At 25.6% G+C, this 23,849-nt stretch carries 26 protein-coding genes; 25 read left to right on the plus strand and 1 reads right to left on the minus strand.

What is annotated here, in order from left to right:
* Positions 1-2: 2 nt before the first annotated feature.
* From SCORR_RS02390 to SCORR_RS02400, 3 genes are all read left to right on the plus strand, one after another.
* Entirely contained in the window at positions 3-1,043 is a 1,041-nt protein-coding gene (locus SCORR_RS02390; protein ID WP_094048754.1) for a hypothetical protein, read from the plus strand.
* A gap of 56 nt (positions 1,044-1,099) precedes the next feature.
* Complete coding sequence (locus SCORR_RS02395; protein ID WP_094048756.1) at positions 1,100-1,648, plus strand: hypothetical protein; 549 nt, start codon at positions 1,100-1,102, stop codon at positions 1,646-1,648.
* Positions 1,649-1,769: 121 nt separating this feature from the next.
* Positions 1,770-3,677 carry a ComEC/Rec2 family competence protein gene (locus SCORR_RS02400; protein ID WP_157705342.1) on the plus strand — a complete coding sequence of 636 codons (1,908 nt, stop codon included), beginning with the start codon at positions 1,770-1,772 and terminating at the stop codon, positions 3,675-3,677.
* A 22-nt stretch (positions 3,678-3,699) separates the two neighbouring features.
* Here the strand turns inward: SCORR_RS02400 and rpsT are convergent, their stop codons facing one another.
* A complete protein-coding gene (gene rpsT / locus SCORR_RS02405; RefSeq protein ID WP_094048760.1) occupies positions 3,700-3,942 on the minus strand; it encodes a 30S ribosomal protein S20 in 243 nt (80 codons plus the stop codon).
* A 133-nt stretch (positions 3,943-4,075) separates the two neighbouring features.
* On the opposite strand from rpsT, the gene holA reads away from it, so the two are divergent.
* The 22 genes from holA (at position 4,076) to SCORR_RS02510 (ending at position 23,790) form a co-directional block, all read left to right on the plus strand.
* A complete protein-coding gene (gene holA, locus SCORR_RS02410) occupies positions 4,076-5,026 on the plus strand; it encodes a DNA polymerase III subunit delta (protein WP_094048762.1) in 951 nt (316 codons plus the stop codon).
* A 28-nt stretch (positions 5,027-5,054) separates the two neighbouring features.
* Positions 5,055-6,470, plus strand: a complete 1,416-nt coding sequence (locus SCORR_RS02415; RefSeq protein WP_094048764.1) for a hypothetical protein — start codon at positions 5,055-5,057, stop codon at positions 6,468-6,470.
* A 78-nt stretch (positions 6,471-6,548) separates the two neighbouring features.
* Positions 6,549-6,830, plus strand: a complete 282-nt coding sequence (locus SCORR_RS02420; RefSeq protein ID WP_094048766.1) for a hypothetical protein — start codon at positions 6,549-6,551, stop codon at positions 6,828-6,830.
* Positions 6,831-6,842: 12 nt separating this feature from the next.
* Complete coding sequence (locus tag SCORR_RS02425) at positions 6,843-7,895, plus strand: hypothetical protein (RefSeq protein ID WP_094048769.1); 1,053 nt, start codon at positions 6,843-6,845, stop codon at positions 7,893-7,895.
* Positions 7,896-8,091: 196 nt separating this feature from the next.
* Positions 8,092-8,295: a hypothetical protein gene (locus SCORR_RS02430; RefSeq protein ID WP_094048771.1), complete on the plus strand. Its 204-nt coding sequence runs from the start codon at positions 8,092-8,094 to the stop codon at positions 8,293-8,295.
* Positions 8,295-8,513: a hypothetical protein gene (locus tag SCORR_RS02435; RefSeq protein WP_094048772.1), complete on the plus strand. Its 219-nt coding sequence runs from the start codon at positions 8,295-8,297 to the stop codon at positions 8,511-8,513. Before SCORR_RS02430 ends, SCORR_RS02435 begins: the two co-directional genes overlap by 1 nt.
* Positions 8,513-8,740: a hypothetical protein gene (locus SCORR_RS02440; protein ID WP_094048774.1), complete on the plus strand. Its 228-nt coding sequence runs from the start codon at positions 8,513-8,515 to the stop codon at positions 8,738-8,740. The genes SCORR_RS02435 and SCORR_RS02440 overlap by 1 nt, the downstream gene beginning before the upstream one ends.
* Positions 8,741-8,748: 8 nt before the next feature.
* Positions 8,749-8,895, plus strand: a complete 147-nt coding sequence (locus SCORR_RS05385) for a hypothetical protein (RefSeq protein ID WP_157705344.1) — start codon at positions 8,749-8,751, stop codon at positions 8,893-8,895.
* Between the two features lie 23 nt (positions 8,896-8,918).
* Entirely contained in the window at positions 8,919-9,752 is an 834-nt protein-coding gene (locus SCORR_RS02445) for a hypothetical protein (RefSeq protein ID WP_094048776.1), read from the plus strand.
* 294 nt (positions 9,753-10,046) lie between these two features.
* Positions 10,047-10,553, plus strand: coding sequence for a hypothetical protein (locus tag SCORR_RS02450; protein ID WP_094048778.1), 507 nt, complete (start codon positions 10,047-10,049; stop codon positions 10,551-10,553).
* Positions 10,531-10,854, plus strand: a complete 324-nt coding sequence (locus SCORR_RS02455; RefSeq protein ID WP_094048780.1) for a hypothetical protein — start codon at positions 10,531-10,533, stop codon at positions 10,852-10,854. Before SCORR_RS02450 ends, SCORR_RS02455 begins: the two co-directional genes overlap by 23 nt.
* 49 nt (positions 10,855-10,903) lie before the next feature.
* A complete protein-coding gene (locus SCORR_RS02460) occupies positions 10,904-11,221 on the plus strand; it encodes a hypothetical protein (protein ID WP_094048782.1) in 318 nt (105 codons plus the stop codon).
* A 5-nt stretch (positions 11,222-11,226) separates the two neighbouring features.
* Positions 11,227-12,075 (plus strand): hypothetical protein, encoded by an 849-nt coding sequence (locus SCORR_RS02465; protein WP_094048784.1) that lies wholly within the window; start codon positions 11,227-11,229, stop codon positions 12,073-12,075.
* Positions 12,076-13,713 carry a hypothetical protein gene (locus SCORR_RS02470; RefSeq protein WP_094048786.1) on the plus strand — a complete coding sequence of 546 codons (1,638 nt, stop codon included), beginning with the start codon at positions 12,076-12,078 and terminating at the stop codon, positions 13,711-13,713. It abuts the gene before it with no gap.
* 3 nt (positions 13,714-13,716) lie between these two features.
* Positions 13,717-15,342 (plus strand): hypothetical protein, encoded by a 1,626-nt coding sequence (locus tag SCORR_RS02475; protein WP_094048788.1) that lies wholly within the window; start codon positions 13,717-13,719, stop codon positions 15,340-15,342.
* On the plus strand, positions 15,335-15,985 hold the full coding sequence (locus SCORR_RS02480) for a hypothetical protein (protein ID WP_094048790.1): 651 nt from the start codon (positions 15,335-15,337) through the stop codon (positions 15,983-15,985). Before SCORR_RS02475 ends, SCORR_RS02480 begins: the two co-directional genes overlap by 8 nt.
* A 27-nt stretch (positions 15,986-16,012) precedes the next feature.
* Positions 16,013-16,426: a hypothetical protein gene (locus SCORR_RS02485; RefSeq protein ID WP_094048792.1), complete on the plus strand. Its 414-nt coding sequence runs from the start codon at positions 16,013-16,015 to the stop codon at positions 16,424-16,426.
* Between the two features lie 97 nt (positions 16,427-16,523).
* Complete coding sequence (locus tag SCORR_RS02490; RefSeq protein ID WP_094048794.1) at positions 16,524-17,897, plus strand: hypothetical protein; 1,374 nt, start codon at positions 16,524-16,526, stop codon at positions 17,895-17,897.
* Positions 17,884-19,935, plus strand: coding sequence for a hypothetical protein (locus tag SCORR_RS02495; RefSeq protein WP_094048796.1), 2,052 nt, complete (start codon positions 17,884-17,886; stop codon positions 19,933-19,935). The genes SCORR_RS02490 and SCORR_RS02495 overlap by 14 nt, the downstream gene beginning before the upstream one ends.
* Before the next feature lie 19 nt (positions 19,936-19,954).
* Positions 19,955-20,320 carry a hypothetical protein gene (locus SCORR_RS02500; RefSeq protein WP_094048798.1) on the plus strand — a complete coding sequence of 122 codons (366 nt, stop codon included), beginning with the start codon at positions 19,955-19,957 and terminating at the stop codon, positions 20,318-20,320.
* Positions 20,321-20,671: 351 nt separating this feature from the next.
* Complete coding sequence (locus tag SCORR_RS02505) at positions 20,672-22,336, plus strand: hypothetical protein (RefSeq protein WP_157705346.1); 1,665 nt, start codon at positions 20,672-20,674, stop codon at positions 22,334-22,336.
* 50 nt (positions 22,337-22,386) lie between these two features.
* Positions 22,387-23,790 carry an Mbov_0401 family ICE element transposase-like protein gene (locus SCORR_RS02510; RefSeq protein ID WP_094048802.1) on the plus strand — a complete coding sequence of 468 codons (1,404 nt, stop codon included), beginning with the start codon at positions 22,387-22,389 and terminating at the stop codon, positions 23,788-23,790.
* Positions 23,791-23,849 lie beyond the last annotated feature (59 nt).

The following is a 23,849-nucleotide window of genomic DNA, read 5'->3' on the forward strand; positions in this document are numbered from 1 at the left end:
AAATGTTTAAATTAGAACTTGAGAAAAAAATAGACGATTTATTTATAAGCGATAAAAAATTTGTGTCCCTATTAGACAAGGCTAAGAAAAAGTTTTGGTTCAATATTTTTTTTATGATAGGTATGATTGCACTATTAATAATTGGTACTATAGTAATTATTATTTCCTCTATATCTGATGGTTATGTTGGTCAAGAATTTAATAAAAGTATTTATATTGGTATTGTAATTTTTATAATTGGTATATTGACAGGAATAGGAGCAATTTTTTTTAATTTTGCAAGTCCTTCACAACGAAATATAACTAGAAGTATCTCTGAATATCAGTTTGATAATAATAAAACAAAAGATATATATAATTACTATTTTAGTTTAATTAATATTAATAACGTAAACAAATCTAAGGGTATTGAATTTGAGTTTAACTCAAAATTTATGCAATTTAAATATGATGATAAAAAACTTTTTAGATTTAAAAAAATAGGTACTCAAGAGCAAACACAACCTAATAGCTTATTTTTTACGATAAAAGATCATAAACTAAAATTTACAATTTTCCATCCTGTTGAAATAATTGTAAAAACTAATAATTCACAAGGAAAAACTGAAACAAAAACTTACTATTTATCAGAAGATGAATTAGTCTATGAAAATACAAAATTTGATAGTACATTTGACGGAATAAAAATTACAAAAGGAAAAATGCTTAATAAGAATTTTCAGACAGAATCAATATTGTTTAATAAAATGTATAATGTAAATACAAAACCAAATGATATCAGGGGTCCAATGTTTTTATCTCCAAAGTTAATAGATAAATTAACTACAATTAAACAAAAAGACTTTAAAGAGTTTGGTATTGATAAAGATTTCTATGTAACTAAAAGTAGATATTTAGAAGGTAAATATGATTTATCCATAGCGCTTTTAAATTACACATGAATTAAAAGTTATAAAGGTTTCAAAAAAAACTTTGTTAAGAAAGTGATAAGAGATTTTGAATTATTAGAAAGTTCAATTCAATTTATCGAAGAAATTTATTAATCACCCATGTGATTTTTTTTTTTTTTTTATTTGTCGATTTAATAAAGGGTGGTTAAATGAAATGAAAACAATACTCAATAATATTTGTGATTAGTTTTTTAGTTGGTATTGGTATTTATGTATTTATATCTCAATTTAATTCCAAAAATAATAATGAACAAAATACAGAAGCGTTTAATGATTATGTTTCTTTTAGCGTGAAATATAACCTTGAATTAAATAATAATGAACTAGTACCTAATAAAATATTAAAAACTAAAGAAAATAAAACTACAAGTGTAAAAAAGTTCTTAAAAATTACTAATGTTGAATATATTCTTAATAACTTTGAAATTGAAAATGATAAAGATTTTTATAAAAAAGGCATAATAATTATTCTACCAAATAGAAATGAAATGACAAAAAAGTATAATCGATTATTTTTATCTAACAACTTCTTTGTAAAATATAATTTAAGAATAAATATCTCTACTAAGTTTGTTAATATACTTAATGATAATAATATTAGTTTAGATGATTGCTATGAAAAGCTCAATGAAATATATAAAAAAGACAATGATGTTTTAGAATTTATTAAGGTTGCTTTGCCTCTCATTGTATATTAAGAAAAGGTTATTAATAATTACATTTGTCTTTTTTGTTATAAGTGTTATATCAGTTAATTTATCTAATATTTGATCTATATTAAGTATTTATTTAATAACTTGAATTATTTATTTTGTTGATATGAAATCATCATGAAAGTTATTGATATTACTATTAACATTTCAGCTAGTATTTCTAATATTTTATTATATTGCAATAACAGTTACAAATGAAGGGATATTCAATGTAGTTGAAGTAAATGAACAATATATTATAGTAAAAAGACTGTTTGTCAAATATTACATAAAAGTAGGGGGGTCTAATTACTCAGTAGGGGAGTATGTATATTTGAAAGGGGAGTTATTTAATATAGATAAAACCTATGTTAAATGAGGTTTTGATTTTAATGAATATCTCTTAAAGTCTAATATTAAATTTGAGTTGATAAATACATCTATTAATAAGCGTGGTACAAATAATTTAAGGTATTATTTTATAAACTTTATGAACAGTGGAAATAAATTAGTTAATTTAATGTTATTTCAAAATAAAAAAAATGATCTTATATATAAAAATTTAATTGAACTTGGTATCCCTCACTTGGTTAATTTTGGTGGTATGAATTTATATATATTAGATAGAATCTTTGATAAGAAATTATTTAGAAGTAAAAATTATTACAAGACTGTAAAGATCATATTCTTAGTTTTTATTTTATTCTATAATTATATTTTAGGTTTTAAATTATTCATTACTAAGTCAATTACTGGAGTATTATTTCGCTTTTTAAAACAGCTTAAATTTAATAATTTATCTGGGTGAAATTCTCAAAGCTTACAATGAATTATTTTATTGTGAATTAATCCTTTTTATATATATAGTATTGGTTTTTTATATAGTATTTTATTCTTAGTATTCTTCATAAATTTTTTTGATAATAAATATAAAAAGAAAAAACACTATTTTTATAATTATTTATTATTGAATTCTTTAATACTACCTTTACAAGTTTATTTCAATTACAAGTTTCTTATTTTTTCTTCTTTATTCGAGTTATTTTTATTTCCTATTATTTCAATTTCATTTATTTTTGTATTCTTTTTACCTTTTTTTCAAATAATATCTAATTTTATATATGATGTAATATTAAATCTAACAACAGTTTTGAAATATATAAATATATCAATATTAGTAGGAAATATTACGATAAGTATATTAATTATTTACTACATTAGCTTAAGGTTTATGCAATTCTCAAGTACTTATTGTAATAAGAAAAAAATAATTACTTTTATAATGTATGTTTTTAGTTCTGTTAGTATTATTCAATACAATCAAGTAAATTATTGAACTAATAGTATTACTATGCTTAATGTTGGAAATGGTAATAGTTTTTTATTAAAGAAAAATAATACAAATATTATATTTGATGCTGGTGCGGGTTATGGTTATTCAGAGACTATTTATAAAAACTTTTTAGAATATAAGGGTATTAGAAAAATTGATTTAGTTTTTATAAGCCATAATCATTTAGATCATTATAATCAGCTTAAAAAAATACAAGAGTTATACAAGATAAATAAAATATATTATAACGATAATGTTGATACTTATATTAATTATAAAAATATTGAAATATTAAATTTTGTTGAATTAGGCAACAAGGATGAAAACGATAATTCTATTGTTTCCTTATTAAATATAAATAATACAAAGATCTTATTTATGGGCGACAGTACAAAAAAAAGTGAGAGTAGATTATTGTTAAATAATGATTTTTTAAAATCTATAGAAGGTGGTATTGATTTCTTACAAGTTGGTCACCACGGTAGCAAAACAAGTAGCTCTAATGAATTTATCAACACTATAAAACCAAAATCTTGCTATATAAGCAGTAAACATGAAAAGTATAAGAATTTTCCAAGTGATGAGACAATAGAAACACTTAAGAATAATAAATGTCAGATATTTACAACAAATAGTATTAATAATTATGAATATAATATAAATACTAAAAGTACAAAAAAGATAAAAAAAACCTCGTTTTAAAAATACAAGGTTTTATATTAAATTATCTCATTAATCTTGATTTTTCTCTTGCTGCTTTGTTAGCTTTGAAAATACCTTTGATTATTGATTTATCAAGCAAACTAACCGCTTCATTAACTAATTGTTCTTTATTTTCTAAATTATCATTTTTTGCTACCATTGCTTTTTTGATAGCTGTTTTTACTTTACTTCTAAATGCCTTATTTGCAATTCTTGACTTTTCATTGGTAAGAATTCTTTTCTCTTGTGACTTAATATTTGCCATTTTATTCTCCTTTTAGTTAAATAGTTTACAAAATAAGTATATAATAATTTTGTTTAAATTTCAAAAAAAAAGTGCATTTTTATTACTATTTTGACCTTAAAATGTTAAATTATTAATAGTAAAAGGTGAAAATATGTACTTAGTTTATTCAAAAGATAGTTATTTATTAAATAAACAAATAAGCAAAATAATCAATAAATTGTTGGAAAAAGATACCTATGAGATACATAAATACTCATTAATAGATAGCAATTTATCAAGTATATATGAGGAATGTGTTACATTATCAATATTCAGTAGTAAGAAAATTATTATTATTGATGAATGTTGATTTTTAACAGAAAAAAAAATAAAGCTACATAGTTCCTTTGATATAGATGGGTTTATGAAATTACTAAATATAATTAATGATAATATTATATTAATACTAGCTCTAAATAATGATAATTATTCTAAGAGACTTAAAATATCAAAAGAAGTTGAGAATAGATCTAAAGTAATAGAAATTAAAGCGCCTTCTGAAGATGAAAAAAAACAACTTTTAGTCAAAAGATTAGAAACATTAAATATTTCATATGATGATTTGGCTATTGATTATTTACTATCTTATTTACCAAATGATATGGGTATATTTGTAAATGAAGTGGAAAAATTAATTAATTATAATACACATATAAACATTAATTTAATAAAGACTATAGTTAATAAATACATGAATTTTGACATTTTTGGTTTATTAGATTCTATTCTTGCTAATGATGTAAATGATTTTATAAATAAATATAGATTATATATAGAGTCTAATAATGACATTTTTGGTTTTATTGCATTGGTTTCTAATACATATATTACAATCAGAAATATAATCATTTGTAAGGAGAGTAATTTAAATGATAATGAAATAATTTCAAAGTTGAATATTAATCCATATAGATATAAAATAATTACAAGTAAAAAATTAGATAAGTTAGAGTTAATTAATGATAAAATTAATACGTTATATTATTTGGAAAAAAATTTAAAAAATGGTCAATTTGATAATAAAATAATTCCAGAATTTAAATTATTACAAATATTTAAATAATCAATAAATAAGTAAGAAGGAATATAAAGTGGAAGCGAATAAAATATATGAAGATTTAGTAAAAAATTTAGCTAATTCATTTAAATCTGAAGAAATAAAGGTACGAAGTCTAGAAAATGATAGCCTAAGAGAACAATTAATAACATTAGTTAACGACTTACTGAAGCTGGAAATAGATGATAATTCATCATTTAATAATATTAAATGAAGTCATGTTTTTGGTAAAGGATTGGTTAATCTATTTAAACAAAAAATTAAGTTTGAAAAACCAGATAATAAAACTTTAGAAGATATATTATCTGATTTAGTATTCTATCAAACATTCTGTTTTAATAATTTTAATGTAGAAAGAGATGTTTTAAATAGAGTTGAAGATTTTGATGAAAAGTTAATTAAAGAATTAGCATTTATACCAAAAGAAGTTAGAGAGCAATTTAGTAATAAAATCGAGGTTGAACCCGAAATAGTTGATAAAGAAAAAGAAAAACCAAATACTGGAAATGAAGATAATTTTAAAAGTGCTGGATTCAATCATAATAATGTAAAACCACATCCTTTCCAAGATCAAAGATTTTATCCTTATAATTACAAACCAAAGTACATGAAGTTAATAAAGCATATTTTAATTGGTTTTGTACTTACATTTGTAATATCTTTCATCGTTTTGTCTCTATTGCTTAACATTGGTTCAAAAACTATTGACTCTGTTGATCAGTTTAAAAGTTGAGGTTTCAAAGATGATTTTATTGAAAAGTACAATAAAACATATACAGATTTTAAATGAACACTGTCTTACTCATTTTTAATTACTCCATTATTATCTTTAGCAGGTATGTTTAATTTAGTATTTTTAATTCTTATATGTACATCTGTTATATATTATCTCGTAACTCCTCCTAAAAATTATAGAGATCAATTCACTTTTTCTTATATAATGTTAATTGTTCTTGTGATAGTAGTGTTTTCTACTTGTTATAATTTATGAAATATTTTTAAGTACGCATTTGGAGATGCATCAATAACAACAGCTTCAATTGCAAGTGTTTTAGGTGTTAATGTTATGGGAATTAATAATGTTGATGATCTTTTAAAATGATATAACGATAATAAAGATGCAATTAATAACATGAATAATTCTTTAAATAATGAATTACCATATGGAGCTATTAAAGCGCTATTTTGAATTTTCTTTATAGTCTCTGTAGTTATAATTGGCTTCTCAGTGTTTATTGTTGTTATTAATCCAAAACGTGACAAGGAAAAAGTGATGAAAGCAATGCAAGAATATGAAAAATATATATCATCAGCAATGCAAGGTCAATCATACGAAATGGATAGTTCAATATATGAACCTGAAGAAGAAGTGAATGAGTTTATAAGAAAAAGAAAAGAAAGAATCGATGGTAAAAAAGAGAAGAAAGATAAAAAAGACAATAATGAGTAAGTTTACTCATAAAGGTATATAATTATATATAATGCTAAAACTTGTTTTAGCATTTTTTATAAAATTGATAGGAGTTTTATGGGCTATTATTACAAACATAAGTATGGTTTTTCAACACATTCAATTCATAGAATAAAACAAAGATTAAATATTAAAGAAAATGATGAGTTTGAAATTAAAGATAAGATAATGAATTTAATTGAAAAATCAGAATACCAATTTGAAACAAGTAAAACTATTTATATTAAAATACCTGTTAAAAATTTATATGCTGTTATAGATAAAAAATATAATACCATTATAACAGTTACTGATATTTCCGCTAGTAAGCAATTGGAATTAATAGATAAAGATAAATAAGAGGAATGATTTGTGTCTAATAAAGTGATGAAAAAAAATTTAATACTGCCAACTGAGTTCTTGGATAGCTGAATAAGTAGAAAAAAAGATGGCACTTTTTATTTTAATTATATAGATTTTGCCACTGATACAGTTGAAGAAATTAGTGTTGTTAATGAGTCTTTTATAAAAATAATTTTTGATAAATTTAGTAACTTTGACTCAAATCAAATTTTGAAACAATATAATCAAATATCAAAAGTAGCAAAAGCTATTATTGAAAAAAGAATAAAAAATGGAGATGAACAAATTAAGTTAACTAGTAAGGAGTTATTGTTTTTAAAGTATTTCTATTTTTTGATTACAATACTAAATGGAGAATTTAAGTTTTCCTTTGTTGGAGAACTAAAAAAATTTAGAGCTATTGATGTTTTAGTTGAAGAAATTGATGACCATATTAAAAGTACTATATTAAACATTATTAGTTATGTAATATTTGAAATGTATGATTATATATTTAGTAAGAGAACTTTTGAAAGTTTATATGAATTTGTTGAAAGTTCTAAAATTAATTTTAAGTTAAATGACAGTGAAAAAGTTATTATCATACCCTTAAAAATGATAGAAGAACAAAATTATAAATTTGTAGATTTCTATTTTCATAATGTTGTAAATAATACTTTTTTTAAGTTCTTTAAGGTATCAAAATTAGATAGAAAATCATTTTTACTAACTAATAAAACTATAGCGAATTTTATAGATAACAATACTAAAAAAGTACTTCTTAGTTTTTTTGTGGTTGACCCAAAATATGCAATTGGTGTAATTAATTTAGGACCAGGTAGGGGAGAATATAGACCATATTTTAAATATTTTATAAATAATGTATTAAATAAAAAAATTATTCCACATTGCTTAGTTCCTGAACACGTTATTGAAGAGGATGGCATTTCTCTTACTGATAATCAAAGATTTTTTTATAAATTATTTGAGCTAACAGAAGAACAAGTCCAATTAATAAATGATTGTTTAACATATAGAGATTTAAAATCAGATTTTGAGCAATTCATTAAGTTTCAAGTTTAATATACTTAATTAAATAATATGTTTGCATTTAGAGTAAGTTGTAAAGAAGTAGGAAATTAAATAATAGAAAAAAACCTTTTATATAAAGGTTTTTTTATTTGCTTTATATATAGAGACTTTTTATCTTTTTCTACTTCTTCAACTTTCTTAGAAACCTTAGTTGAAGGAGTAGAAAACGGTAAAAGGAGGGTAGAAAATGTATGCTAAATATGGCCGTAATGACAAATTCGAGGGTGTCTATGACAATATATCCGAAGCAATCCAAAGTTATTACAAGGTAACTAAAAACGATTCTAAATATCAAAATAAGTTTAGATCTATTATTTCTAGTTGCTATAAAACCGCTAAAACTGGTAGGGCCGGATGATACAAAATTAAAATAAATGAGGAGAATAAATAATGGAGACACAAAAAATTAAAATACGTCGTTATTTAAGAAACGTATTAAAAAGAGTAGATGAAAGATTAGATGAAGATAAAATGTTAGACCAAAAAGGTGAGCTGGTATGAGATTATTGCAGTGTTTGTATACAATCTTTACCAAATAATAATATAGCTATTTTAAATCATTTTGAGAATCATAAAGAAGAATTAAGAGAAATATTGGAGGATTTTTAATGATAAAAATTGAAGTATCACCAAATACAAATGATGAGTTTTGTGTTGGTTGTGGAGTAAAAGGTGTATATCATTTTTGATTAATATTATCTAATGGGTCTAGAAAAAGTAACTTTTGCAAATGTTGTTATCTAAAGATTATAGAAAGTATTAATAAAAGCATATATAACATTGTGGAAAAAATGGAAAAACAAACAACTAGAGTCTTTAAGTTCTTGTTAAATTAGGGAGCATTATGGAAAAAGTAATAGGAATATTAGAACGGGAATTAAGGGAGCTACCTATTCTTTGTGAAATAGAGGATGAAGGATTAAAAAAATACGTGGAGGAAATAGCAAGTGAAATAAAAGAAACTATTAAAATATTAAAAAAAATGAAGTAACAAATAAAGAAAGGTGATAAATTATGACAAATATTAAATGAGCAACAGAAAACCAGATGAGATATTTAAAAATCTTGTTTAATAGGATTGACGAGTGTGGAATCGAATTTAAAGATATACCAAGTAGAAATGTATTAAATACAGCTCTTTCAGAAACTAATGCTAAAGTGTTAATTAAAAATCTAAAAGAGATTTTAGGTATTGCTTCTGAAAAAACAATAAACCAATTTAATGCTGCCAAATCCCTTTCAAATATAATGATCGATAACAATTGAATACAGTCATGACAACATAAAAAAGATAGTAACTCTATCTTATGTTGAATTCCTGATAAAAAAAATAATAGAATACTAGAATGCTATTTTCCGAAAGGTCAAAAAGAAGTAGATTATGAAGATGATTATGGCGAAATCTTAACAAAAAAAAGTGGAAAATTAATTTATCAAGCAAAAAATTTAAACTTTTATAATCATAAAATTAACTTGAGTAACTGATACGCTTGTGGTGTCAAATTAAGTTGAAAACAACACTTTAGATGAATAGATGCTAAAAATGGTGAAATTATAGAAGAGAAAGCTTTAAAGAAATATGCTGAGTACGTTGAATTATTTAACTTTGTTAACTCTAGTTTTAAAGAGATAATAAAAGAAAATGAACAACGCATTTTAAAGTTACAGTTTGAAATTAATAAAAGAAAAGAACATGTAGATCTAGTAAATGCACAAAAAGGACAAGAAAATAATAAAGTTACTTTAACAGAATATGATTGATTAAATGATGGTTTCATTTTAGAAAAAAATGATGATAAAGATAAAACACATGATAAAAATAAAACACATGATAAAAATACTTCCTAAACTGAATAGTATGCAAAGAATAAAATAAGGGTATACAGTTTTAATATTTTGTAGGATAAAGTTTAAAACAAACTAATAACAAATCTAATAGGCTTTTTATAAAAGTTATTTTTGTGTTTCTCACAAACTCTTAACAAAAAAAATAAACCTAGGTTTTTGGTTAACTAATGTTAACAAACCTAACTATATAACATACTTAACTAATTTAGACATATTTAACTAATTTAGACATATTTAACTATCAAAATAATTTTTATTTTTTTGTATATTAAACTTTTATTGAGGTGATAATAAATGAAAAATAAAATACCATACATATCTATTGGTATTGATCCTTCCGGCATGGGAACTACTGGCATTGTCTTAAGAACGTATAATTACAACTATCCTAAAAAATGACATGATCAACTTTATTGTACTAATCCAATAGAAGCCTTTGAATTAATAAAACTATGGATAAAAGAAAAAATGAGTAACTTTTATTTAGATAATATTGAGATTAAAACCGTAGCAGTTGAGTTACTTCACCAAGGAATTGAAAAACATAAAGAAGTTAAAGCTACTAGAGAATTAATTGGGTTATTAAGATATTATTTTAAGTTTAAATTTTGTGGTCATTTGCCACATCATAAAGATAAGGAAGATATATCAAAGGCAATACTAAAACATGGTAAAAAAAATGAGCATTGAATTCATGCAGAAGCAGTTTTAAATTCTCATTTTTGTGAAGAAAAAAAAAGTTTAACAGTTGAAAAATTTGATTGGAGTAAAATTACATATGGCGATAAAAAAAATAGATAAAAATCAATTACATGCAATATTAGAAGCTATTGTTAAAGTTAATGCTATTAATTTAAAGTTAAATTTAAATGAAGGTATTGAAGAAGAAATTTTAGAAGTTAGAGTTAAATGATCTAATAGTTTTTGTTTTATTTACGAAAGAAGACCAAATATCATGAAACAACTTAAAAGGTATAAAGAGGGTGATGTCATTTATATTAAAGGTTACTTTTTTGCTAGATGATTTCCAGGTCAAAAAAGTAGTTTACCCGTTATTGAAAAATTATTAGAACATAAAAAAGTGGGGGTATTGACAAAATAAATAATTATGCTATGTATTAAATCACTCATATTGCTATAAGGAGGTATGTATGAAAAGAAGGGTTATTAAACTATCTGAAGATGGTACAGAAATAGTAAAAGAAGATGGTAGTTTTGAATTTGAAGAAATAGAATTTGAAGAAACAAATCCAATAGAAGAAAACAAAATAGAAGAAAAAAAAGAACCAATCTCAAATAATGATGAAGTTAAAGCTTTAAAAGAAGAGGTTCAAAAACTGAAAAATCTGCTTACAAAAACGGCTAATATTTCTACACCACCACCAAATATAGAACCAAAACAAAAATATGAAGATTCAACAAAAAGCAGTTTAGGATTTACCACCGCTGTACTTAAAAGAAGGAGTTAAAATATATGGCATTTACAATTGACCAAATAAAAGAATATTGATCCGAAAATTGAAGACATGAAAATGTCTTAGGTTTATCGAAATTAGCTGCTTTATTTCCAAATGAATTAAAGCAAGATGGAGGACAAATGAACTCCATTATAAAAGTACCTGTCATGACAGAAGTAGAAACTCAACAAGACTTTAAACAAGAAACAGGTTTCGTTGAAACTAATGCTCATGAGAAAATTGTACAAATGAAATTAACTGAAAATTTTACCTCTTATACTAAAATATTGCCTGAAAATATACCTGGTCCAAATTGGGCAGAGAACAAAATGATTGTTATCGAAAGACAAGAAGCAGCAAAATATGATGCATTTGCACTCAAAACAATATGTGAAGGTGTAAAAAATTTTATGGAGTATGAAGAAGTAAACGAAAAAAACTTTATATCTATCTTTAAAAAAATTGAGAAGGAAGCTAAGAAACACAAGTTTGAAGTATCAAATGCAATATTTTTAATTTCACCAAAAATTGCAACAATCATAGCAAACTCAAAATTAAATAGTTTGTCATATGATTTAGAAAATACTTCAATTGTTATAAATCAAATACTTAACAAATACTATTGTGTTGAAGCGGACATTGATGATTACGGTTATGATATTATTGCATTAGTACCATCAGCATATGTTTGAGCAAGTTATGTTGAAACTCCGCTTCAGTCAGGGGTATATACACAAGGTCCATTTTATGGACAAATATTTACAGTAATTAACAAATGATACAATGGTGAAGTGATTATGGATGAACATATATTAGCATTTAAAAATTCTAAAAATACTTCTCCAGAAAGCAAAAGCGCTGATTAAATGCCTAGAACTTTACAACCAACACAAATAGTTACTTATAAAAAAAAGATAACATCAAAAAATACAGATACTAATACTTCATTTTGAGGTGATTTTCTTAAGATATTTTTTATACAGATATTAGCTATTGCTGTCGGTTCACTAACTGCTGGTATTGGAACTGCTGCTGTTGAAGCGCTAGGCTTTAGTCAATTAGGGATTGCCGTTACTAGTTCAATTATTCAAACGTCGATTAACTTTGGCGTTAATGAATTATATGATTATGCTACTGACAACTTATCTGTAGAAAACACTTTAATGAATCTATTATTTGGAATATCAGATGTTGGAAAATTTGGTAGAGCGTTAAAGTATGACAAGTTATTAAAACTTGTCAATGAACATGAACTGTTATCATCCTTAAATATAACAAACAAAGTTAAAAACTTTTATCAGATAAAAAAATTTTTAACTTTAAAAAACATAATCTTAAAAGATAAAAGAGTATTATCTTTTGCTACAAAAATTACTGATATAGAAATACTTCAATCAATTATGGCAATATCAACTGCCGAAATGAAAAAATCTATTAAGCAATTTAGTGAAAAAGAGATACAAGCCTTATTAGATATTCAAAAAACTTTATATAAAATAGAACCTGGTTTATTAGTAGATATTAAAAAAATGAATATAAAAAAATATGATGCATACTTTAAAAAAAGTAGTGGAACATCAATTGAAGAGTTTCTTAAAATGAACGATTTAGAAGCTATTGAAGTTATTAAAAAACTACAAGGTACTAATTTAGGAAATTCTACTCTTGCTCAATTAAATATCTTAAGAGTTAAATCAGGATTTCAAAAAAATATTATAGATCAATTAAAAAACTATAAAACTAAAGTAAAAGGAGCAATTAAAAAGATTAATCCTTTTACATATATTCAAAAAGCAGTTAATAAAATGTTAGAACCATTTACTAATGTCATGAGTAAGATTGCTTCAAAAGTTAACAAATATTTACCAAATTTGAGCAAATTATCTAAACATTTAGTAAAAAATAACAATTTAATACCTTGCCAACCAAACAGTTTTTTATTAGGTTTTAGCTTCACCCCCACTGGAATATCTGGAGAAGGTGTATTAGAAATTTTTAAAAAACCCTATCTATGAAAAAAACAACCTGGTAGAGTAAGTTATTATCGTAAAGTAACCGTGTTTACGAATTTACAAATTGTAGAAGCTTTTGCACTATCTAATAATCAAAATAAGTTTTATAAAGATAATTGAGAATTAGGTAGAGGTTTTAATCAAGGTAATGATAAGTTATTTAAAATTTTATCTCCTGGGTTAAAAAAAGTATTTATCAACTTTAATAAATTAGTTAGAAAAGTAACTACTATTAAAACTATACTAAAAGCTGGAGTATTATCAAGTTTTAAAAACTACTCATCTAAGAAATTAAATAGTATATATAGATCTACATTAAGAAAACTAATTGAAAGTCCATTTAAAAGAATTACAGGAATAGGTTTATTTTCATCAAGTATAAGCGACTTAATATTAGATTCTACTTGAAACAGTAAAAAAGCATTTAACAATACAGTTGGTAAAACTATAAGAAAAAGAGCCAAACATGTTGGTTCTATATTGGGAGGTTAAAATATGTTTGATTTATGAAAATGTACTTCATGAGATGAGTATTATAATAACTGACCAAGTATTGCCAACAAATTTGATAAATTAACTAGTTATCAAAAGTCTTTAGGTTATAAAAATCCTCAAGACTTTTTTACTAAAAATGCATTTGCTGCTCAAGAATTAGCTAATGAGAGAGTAGGAAATATTTTAGAAAGAAACTTTTCTACAATTGATTTGCACATTTCTGTTCAAGAGCATTTAAAGAAATTTACATTTAAAGCTATAGATTTTTTGAGGATGAACGATGCAGTTGTATATCAAAATATAAGAACTACACAAACAACTTATAACAATGGTAGAAGTGATTCTATACAAACTAATCAATTATCTTCATTAGAAGCTTTAGTAGGTAATCAAGCTTGAAGAAGTTGAACAGCTGCTAATATTGAAAAGTTGTATTTAAGTTTTTGTAATGAATATGATATTCCTTTTTTACTTGACCCAGAAATGTTTTATACAAAAAAAGAAGTTGACAAATTTATGGAGCAAATGGATGATGATGTCCAAAGAGAACATGAATATACAAATATAAATGTAGATAAGATATGAAATCAATTAGGTTTGAAGCAAAACAGTGAAGACCAAATATTGTATCAACAAAAAACTAATGAAGATGGAGAACCTATAGAAGAAATTCAAAAATTAGGGGTATATGATGAAATCTTATTATTAGGCAGAAATGAAAGCAACACAATTGTAACTACTCCCGAAAATAAAAAAAGAGCTATTATAAATCTATCTAAAGACTCTGGAATAATATCTGAAGCAACGACATTTCAAACTTCTAGTGAAACAGATGTATTAAACCCAATTGGGAGAGTTTGGGGTAATTCAATTGAAAATAATTATGAAAAACTAACAAATGACTTAGATAGTAAATTATTAGATTTAAACACTAAACTAAAAGAGATAGATACAAAATTAGAGGAATTAAAAAACCCTAATAATAAATATGTTGTTGGTCAATATATGTGAACTGATGGTAAAAGTCCAGGTTTAGGTTGAGAAAGACAATATAATTCCCAGGAATACCAAGGTTTAACTTTGTTGATTGATTATTTAAACCCAACTCTAGGTATTCAAAAGGGACAAGTTATACAACATACACATACCTTTTCTGCACCAACAAATACAAAGTTATATACAGCACAAAAAGCAAATATAGGTGATTATGAAGTTGACGGTAATAAAGGGTTAATTAACTTAGGTAATGTTAAAACTTATACTAATAATTATGGAGATGTCTCTGGAACAACTTCACCCAGCGGAACAACTTACAACAAAGCTGCAGGTATATATGCTGCATTATGAAAATTTGTTGGTGTAAAAAATACTAAACAAGGTCCACAATCAAGAAGTTTCTATTGAAAAGAGCTTGAAGAAGAAAAAAAAGCAGAAGAAGAAAAAAAAGCAGAAGAAGCTAAAAAATCTACTCCTGCTTCACTGGCAGATATTGAACCTATCAAAAATGATTTAGAAGCTATTAAACCAAAGATCGAAGAATTAGATAAAAAAGAACAACATCGTCTTAAAACTCTAGGTGTAGATCCAAATAAAAAATATTGAGAAAGTGGTGATAATAATGAGTAATGAAAATATAATAACTCCACAATCACAGCCATTGTTACAACCCACTAGACCTGACTATAAACTAAGTTATACATTTTTATGGTTTACTAAAAGTGCTAAATCATACAGAAAAGAACTCAAAATTTATGACGAGTGAATTGATAACAACTTTAGAAAAAAAAGTTCTAAGATACTCGAAAATCAAGGAAATATGATTAATGGTTTAAGTTGGATATTAATAGCTGTATTAACAAGTGCATGAAGTGCAATTCCTCCACTATGAAATGATATGCCTTCTTGGTTAACATGAACAAAATTAGGTATGACTCATTTTGGTAGTGAAGATTGAGGCAATCAAGCATTTATAACCCTTGTTCCGTTATGTAGTGGTTCAATCCTTCATGTAAGCCCAAAAATAATACCTCAAAAAAAAGGTAGGTTTATTATGAACTTAATTATTAAATTTTTACCAGTATTGCTACTAATATTAATATGATATCTACCGCATACTTATAAACTATATCGTTTAGCTAAAGCTATTGAAGATAAAGAATATAAAAAAGATGTAATAAGTATTAAAAAACAAAAAAAAAATATTAAAAAAGAAAAACTATTGAACAAAATAAATAAATTAAATGATGATAGTGAATTAAATACCTCATAAAGTATTTAATTCGAAAGGAGAAAAAATATGTTTAAAGCTTTATTAAAAAACCCAAAAAGGGTTGCAAGAAACTTAATTATCATTTCAATTGCATGACTTTTAGGAGCAGTAGTACTAGCATTATTATTCTTTTATGTAAATGTGCCTGTCCCAGTGTGAGCAGCATCCCTAATTTCAATAGGTGGAGAGTTCTTAATTATGTTTTTTGTAATAGCTATTCTTGGATTTTTAGCAAATAAAAGAGATGCTGAATTAAGAAGACGTTTTATGAACGAAACTCAATACAACCAATCTAATAAATTTGCTCAAGCAAATGGAATAGATGTTGCTTCAACTGATAGAAATGTAAAAGATATTAAAAAAGAAATGAAAGCTTTGTCTAGTGAATTGTATCATGCACAAGAACGTGACAAAAACTTAAAACTTGCTAAAAAGTTCTAAAACTCCACTAAGGAGTTTTTTTGTATAACTTTTAAAAAATTATGGTGTATGTTAATAGTGAGTTATTAGTAAGTTATTAGAAAGTAGAGGTAATATAATGCCAAAATCAAACGAAGAGATATTAAAGTCTTTTAATGCTAATTCATTTGACCCAGATTTACGTGCAAGTCTATCAAATTCGCCAAAATCATATGAAAATAAGTTATTTAAGATTTTATATAATCAGAACTCTTCTGATTCTTCTCATGAGAAAGAAGTAACCTTTAATGAATTCTTTGCGGATTTGTTCGATGTATCTAATATTAAATGAACTGTTAAAAATCATTTAGGACAAACAAATAAAGTACTAGAGCAATTATTAGTTAAATATCTGGATCTAACAGAATTTCCCTTAAAGCTATGAACTACTAAATTTAGAAGTGGGCAACAAGGAAGGTATGGGATGCTTATAACAAAAATGCTACTAGATGAAAAAGACAGCAATAATTTATATTATTCAAGACCTGAACTTACCCCGATAAGAGTAGTATATAGAAATATAATTAACAACAAAGTAATAGAAATTTCTGTTTCTTTTGATGATAACCCTATTTTTGCAAAATCAGTGTATTTGCTACAAAAAAACTATAGTTTAAAACAAGGTCAAATCCAAGTAGATTCAACTCTAGTAGATATTAAAAATAATAAAGAAATTAAAAGTTTAAGAAATGATATTCCAGTTGAAGTGTTAAATCACTTAAATAATCTTAAAACAGAAACCATAAATTGAGATTTTATTCCAGTATCAATTCTTAAAAATGATTTAGGAGAAAAAAGCCGATGTGAAAAGGTTAGATCCAAACTTAAAACTTTAAACATGTTTGATGAGATAATTTCAGTTTTACCTGCATGAGAAAAAGGAGCAATCTTATTTAATGGTGCACCAGTAACCAGTCAAAGTAACCCAGTACAATTACACGAAATGTTAAAAGAGATGTTAACTGGTGGATTAGTACAACTTAAGCCTATTGATATAACTGGAGAAGGGCAAAACTTGAGTGAAAATATAGTTAACTGAAATCCTACTTCAACAATGCAAACAATGAGAAACACAAGAAATGATATATATAATGAGATTAAAACAGATATAGGTATTCCAAATATGGATGAAGTAAAATCTGCTCAACAATCAACTGCTGAGTTACTTGTTAAGCAATTCTTAACTGGTCCTATTATTGAAAGAGAAACTATGCTCATGAAGAGTTTTTTAAGGGATTTAGCTAAAAAGTTTTTAATAGTATTAAAAGAGTCTAATATAAAAGATAAATTCCCAAATGATTATGAACTAGATAAAGTAACTATCGATGTAGATCTAAACCTTAATACTGATAAAAATGTATCACAATTAATTACTCAAGCTAACACAAATACTAAAGTATCTATAGATACTAATACTACTGAAAAGGAGGATATTACTAATGATAAAAAATAGTTATGATGAAGAACAAATAGATGACTATGAAGAAGAAGATGATAATGATGAGTTTGTAGCCTCATTTACAGCCAAGCAAAAGTTAAAAAAAACTGAAGTGATAGAAGATTTAACCTATCTAGAAGAAGAGGTTATTACTGCTTATTTATACCCGTTAACTACATTAACTGGAAAAAAGGTTAGTATGGGTTTAAGAGTAGCAAAAGATAAAATGACTATTATGTCAGTTGATATAAGGTCTCAAATTAAAATAAAAGCTTATTTAAGTCAGTCGGATGATGATTATGATTTGATTGAAACTGTGGACCCGATGAATCCAAGTGAACAAATCATGAGAAGGTCTGAAAACTTAGATTTTATTACTTATAATTTAAAAGAGATTGATTTAGGTTGTTTATATTTATTAACTAAAGAAGCTATTAATGAAGATAACTTCTCTACAGTAAAGCAATATGTAGCAAAGACAATTATTAGATCAGTTGATACAGATGGTATGGAGATGAGTTTTGCGTCAATAGAGGAGTTCTCAAGCAGCTTTAAGACCCCTCCAATCAAAATAGTATTAAGTCCTCCAATGACAGAAAAAATTAAAGAAATACACGTAACAACTCCAAAAGGTACTCTAGTAGGTAATATTAAGGTAGTCGATAATGATGGTCATTTTCCAGAATTAATAGCTAAAGAAGGAACAGAAATTTATCCTAAGTTATGTTTTCCATTTCAAACCCAACCAGTTTTAAGTATTGTTAATTACTGAAGTAGCGACCAAATAATACCTTTAAAACATATAACTGCATATTTAGACTCTAAAGGTTTAAATTATGATGATGATTTTAGTTTACAAGATTTTTTAGTATTAGGTGATAGTTCTAAATATCCAACATTAAGAATAGATCATGCATATTCTATTAGATATACAACTCTTGGCAAGAGAGAAGTAGGTAGGTGAAAAGGTGGTTCTTATAATGGTTACTATTTTGATTCAACATGGGAAGACTATAATTCTAGCGCAGAGATTAAGGTTGGTGATAAATACGGATATACTGTTACCACTGCCCCAGATAACAAAACTAGACAAACTTTGTATCAAACTATAACAAGCATTGAAGACGTAAATGTAACTTCAAAGCAATCTTATAGATATACTACTGCTTTCGATACATTGTTACTAATGTTAACAGAATCGTTTTGAAAAGATTATGAATTCAAAGGTGCAACTAAATTTGAGTATGTTAATGGTGAGCAGGTAGAAAAAATTAACGATACAAGGATTTATGAAATAAGTCAAAAGTATTCTCAACAAGACAGATATGCAGTAAACACAAATAACTGACTTAGTTGAAAAAAAATAAATCAAGATAAGGTTAACTCAAATCCATCTATGACAAAAAGAATAGAATCTACAATTGCTTTATTATCAGGTTATATTAAATCAAATTTTTCTATTAATAAAGGTGATAATGATGATTATAAAATATTGTTACCATTTTATTTTGAGTTACAAAATGCAATTGATAACCCAGTAAACTATGTTGGTTACACTGATATTAAGGTAAAATTAAAATCATTATATTTTGAATTTAAAGGTAAAAATATATCTACTAAAGTTAAAGAGATTTCTAATAATATTATCTATAAATTAGACTATAACCATTATGCATTTCCTGAAGTAACCTCTCAAGTAGAAACATCTTCAATACCAAGTTCTATGCCACTTGACCAACAAACAGCAAACGGTGAGTACTCAAAATATCAATTAAAGCAGTTTTCTAATACCTCAAGCATACAAGACCTTATAAAACAGGAATATGGAAATGGGATTATTAATTACAATCCTATATCAAATGGTATAACTAATAATGGCGAGTTTTCTTTAGACAAGAACTCCTTTGTATCAGAATTAAAAGTTTCCAGTTTTTATGGAAGTGGGTTGTGAAGATTTAACTTTGTTGATGTAAATAATAATTCTTTTATTATTGATCTAAACTTATTTGATAAAACAGAAACTAAAAATAGCTTTATAAATTTGATATTATAACTATATAAGGAGATGTAATATGAAAGGTTTCTTAAAAGTAATAAGTTTCTTATCAATAAATGGAGTAACAACTACTTCTTTAATGTCAGTTGTTAGTTGTGGTGAATCATATGTAAAGAAAATATATGAACTTCACCCAGCGGGTCCAAATAATTCTTGGGTATCTTCTGAATCACAAGGTGGACCGGTGATTATAGAAGTAGATACAAGAAATGTAAGTAAATATGTTCTTAGTGAGGCAATTGGATATGATGCATGTCACATAACATTTTATTTAAAAGACGGAACAATAAACAATACACTCAATAAGTATTGAGCTGGCCCACCTGAAGAGTATGGAAAGTATATTAAATCAGTGATAGGTATATCACCAACAGAAGAATAACCAGCTAGATGCTGGTTTTTTAATGGAAGGGCGGGGCTCGCTGAATGAAAAAAAGATTTGGTTGACTCCTATTTAAAAGTGTGAGAGAATATAAGTATCATAAGTACAGGTGTGTTAACACGTGTACTGGTGTACTGGTATTGTAGAGTACTCTTAACTTTAGAATGCGGCCGCAACAAAATTTTTTTCCCTTCTGCTCGCCCCGAAAAAAAAGATTAACATGAACAAAATTAGGTATGACTCATTTTGGTAGGGAAGATGAGTATTAAGATTACATTCTTACTTATTAGTAAAGTAGATTACAAGGTCAATTAATTTGACTTTTTTTTATATTTTGCTATGTATAGTTATATGAGATATAAAGACTTAAACCCAACCAGTAATAATTATAATTTTAATATTGACGTATTAGAAAAGGTATTTTTAGATAAATTAAAAACACCATTTTCTAATACTTCGTTATTTATGGTTTTATCAGGTGCTAAAGGTTTTGGTAAAACATATGTAATCTGTTTATTGGCTTTATTTTATACATGTAATTTTAAAGACTATAATTGCATATTATCTAAGTATACATATAAAGCAGCAAGAACAAGCTATATGTCTACTCTTAAAAAAGTAATAAATGACCTTGATAGATATGGAGTAACCATCGGACAAGCAATAGCAGAAAAAGAGATTACCGTTCATGACAGTGATGCTAAATGTGATTTGGTATGGAATAACAAAAGAAAAATAAACGTAGTTGGTTTTGATAATACAGCAAACTGAGAAGGTGTACCAGCTGAAGTTGGGGAGTGAGGTATGTTCGCTATCGATGAGGTAATCCCTTTAAAAGAAACTATTAAAGACGAAGATAATTATAGATATCAATTAATCAATATGCTTATACAAATAGTAAGAGGTCAAAATCTAGCAACATGTTTAGATCCAATTAAAGAATTAACATGTAATGGTTGAAGCATATTTAAAAAGCATTTAGTAATTTTTGGTTTTAATAATCATGATGTTGGACACCCTATATATAGATTATTTGTCGATGCTATTTGTCCTTTAACAGAAGAAAGAAAAAAAGAGTTAGAAGAAAAAGCAGTATTAACATATACAGACTCTACCTACATGAACGTTGGAGTAACCATCGTAAGAGGTACAACAGCAATCAATGAACATAATTTAAATGAAAAGCTTAAAGAGTTTGGAGAAGGTCTTAAAGATCAATTTCCAGAACACTACGATTCATTATTTCTTGGCGGGGAACACGAACTATCTTTAGAAGCTTATTCATACAGAAAAGACTTAGTTGAAAATGCTCAATTTTTTGACTTAGAAGAGTATCTAAATAAAAAGACTAATAGATTTTGATTTACCGATATTACAGTTGGATGTGATTATGCGGATGGTAATGACTATGGAGATGACGCAGTAACTGTCATCGTAGGCTTTGAGTTTAATGGTGATATAGTGGAATCAGTACATATTTTGAATGAATACTCTATATCAACAAAGAAATTTAAAGATATGACTTTAAAAGTTAAATCAATCTGTGAGTGATTAGTTGAAGTGTCTAAAAAGTATGTGATTGATAATGATAGACTATATCTTGAAGATAAGACCAAATTTAGAATAGGTCAAGATTCTAGAACTGTGAAAGATTTTATTAAGCTTATATTAGAGACTAACTATGACTATAAAAAAGACATGTTAGATCTAAACTTTGGAGTATTTAAATCAACTGGAAAATCAGGTTGAAGTATTGAGTCTAGGCATTATATGTGAAAACGTTTGTTGTCAGAAAAGAAGCTATTCTTTGCTAATCAATTAAAAGTTACTCAAGTAATACAAGGTGAAGAAATAGTTACTAAAAAGCACGGTTACGTATATGACCAACTATATAGATGTCAGAATCACCCAGAAAAAAACTTGAGAGACGAAAGACCAAAGAAAAACAAACTAGATGCTATTAATGCTGCCGAACATGCTATTAGTTTCTACAAATATAGGCTGTTTGATTATTAGGGCTAAAAATGGTAAAATTTACTTTGTAAAGGAATGTAAGTTATATTAGTATGAAAGACTATTATGTAAAAAATGATAGTTTTCCATTTTTGGCGTTTGACCAGGTAAACCTGTTTCACTTAAAAAAAGAAGACTATTTAAAAAGATTAAGAGAAGATATTGTCTCTAAATTTGAAGACAAAGATTTAGAAATTAAAACCTCTAAATGAAGAAAGAACCAAGGTTATTATGCTGACGGCACTTTTAAAAGAAGGTTACTAACTTCTGTTGGCTTAATTATATTTAAAAAAACAAGGTACAAATTTATAGATCCAGAAACTAAAAAATGAAGACGAACATTTTTGGTTGATGACTATTTACAAATAGAAAAATATAGCAAATGAAGTCACGAACTAAAAAGTCATGTCATAAATTTGTTATCTCAAGGTAGTAGCAAATATGCTGACATAGATAAAGCTATACCAGAAGCAAGACTTCATAAATCTACAATTTCCAGATTTGTTAAAAAACTAAGATTAGAAGCTTTTAATGAAGAATATTTAGAGAATCATTATAATGCTCCAAAAAAAATAGAGAAGTATAATACTTTATATATCTCTATCGATGACAGTTATGTAAATTTAAAAACAAATAATAAAGCAGCAAAATATCAAGTCAGAGTAGCTACTTTGTGTCTTGGTAAATCAGATAAACCAGACTCAAGAAATAGTACTCTTATCCATAAAAGAGTTATAACATGAACTAAAAAATGTAAATCAATAGCTAATAATTTTGTTAATGAAACAATTGAAGATTTAAACAAATATATAAAAATCTTTTATGGAAAGACAAATTTCAACTATGTAATTTGTGGGGATGGTGCAAATTGGATTAAATCAATAGCTAGTTCATTTGGTGGAAAGATTGTATTAGACAAATTTCACTTAGTAAAAGAAATAGCAAAAATTTATCCACCTAAAATGTATAGTCAATATAATAAACAATTATTTAACTGTTGTATAAATGCTTTAACTCATGGCGTAAATACCCTAGTCGATAATTATCTTATACCCTTGAGTAAAGTCGATGATGATAAAATAGATAAGATAAAAAAATTAATTAGATATATTAAAAACAATAAAAATGGGATAGAGTCTTACAAAAAAGACTACTATATTGGTTGTTTTACAGAGTCTAATATTTATCATTATGTTAAAGCTATCGCTAACTCAAAGTCCTATAATTTTAAGGTATTTCATAATTTGATAAATTTAAGGTTAGCATATATTAATAATCTAGATCCAATATTCTTGTGAAAAGACTATTTTGTAGAAGCTATTGAAAATAACATGTTTAATCAATATCTACCTTATAAGGTTATTAAAACTTATGGTAAAGAGTTTAATATACCTATGTTGAATAATAAGTCTACTTCTTATAAAGAATTAATAAAAGTTTTACAAAATAAAGAATAATAAATTAAGAAATATAAAATCTTTCTAATTTTTGTGTTGCTTTTTTGAAATAAACAAGT

This window comes from Spiroplasma corruscae (genome assembly GCF_002237575.1).
Classification (GTDB): Bacteria; Bacillota_I; Bacilli_A; order Mycoplasmatales; family Mycoplasmataceae; genus Spiroplasma_A; species Spiroplasma_A corruscae.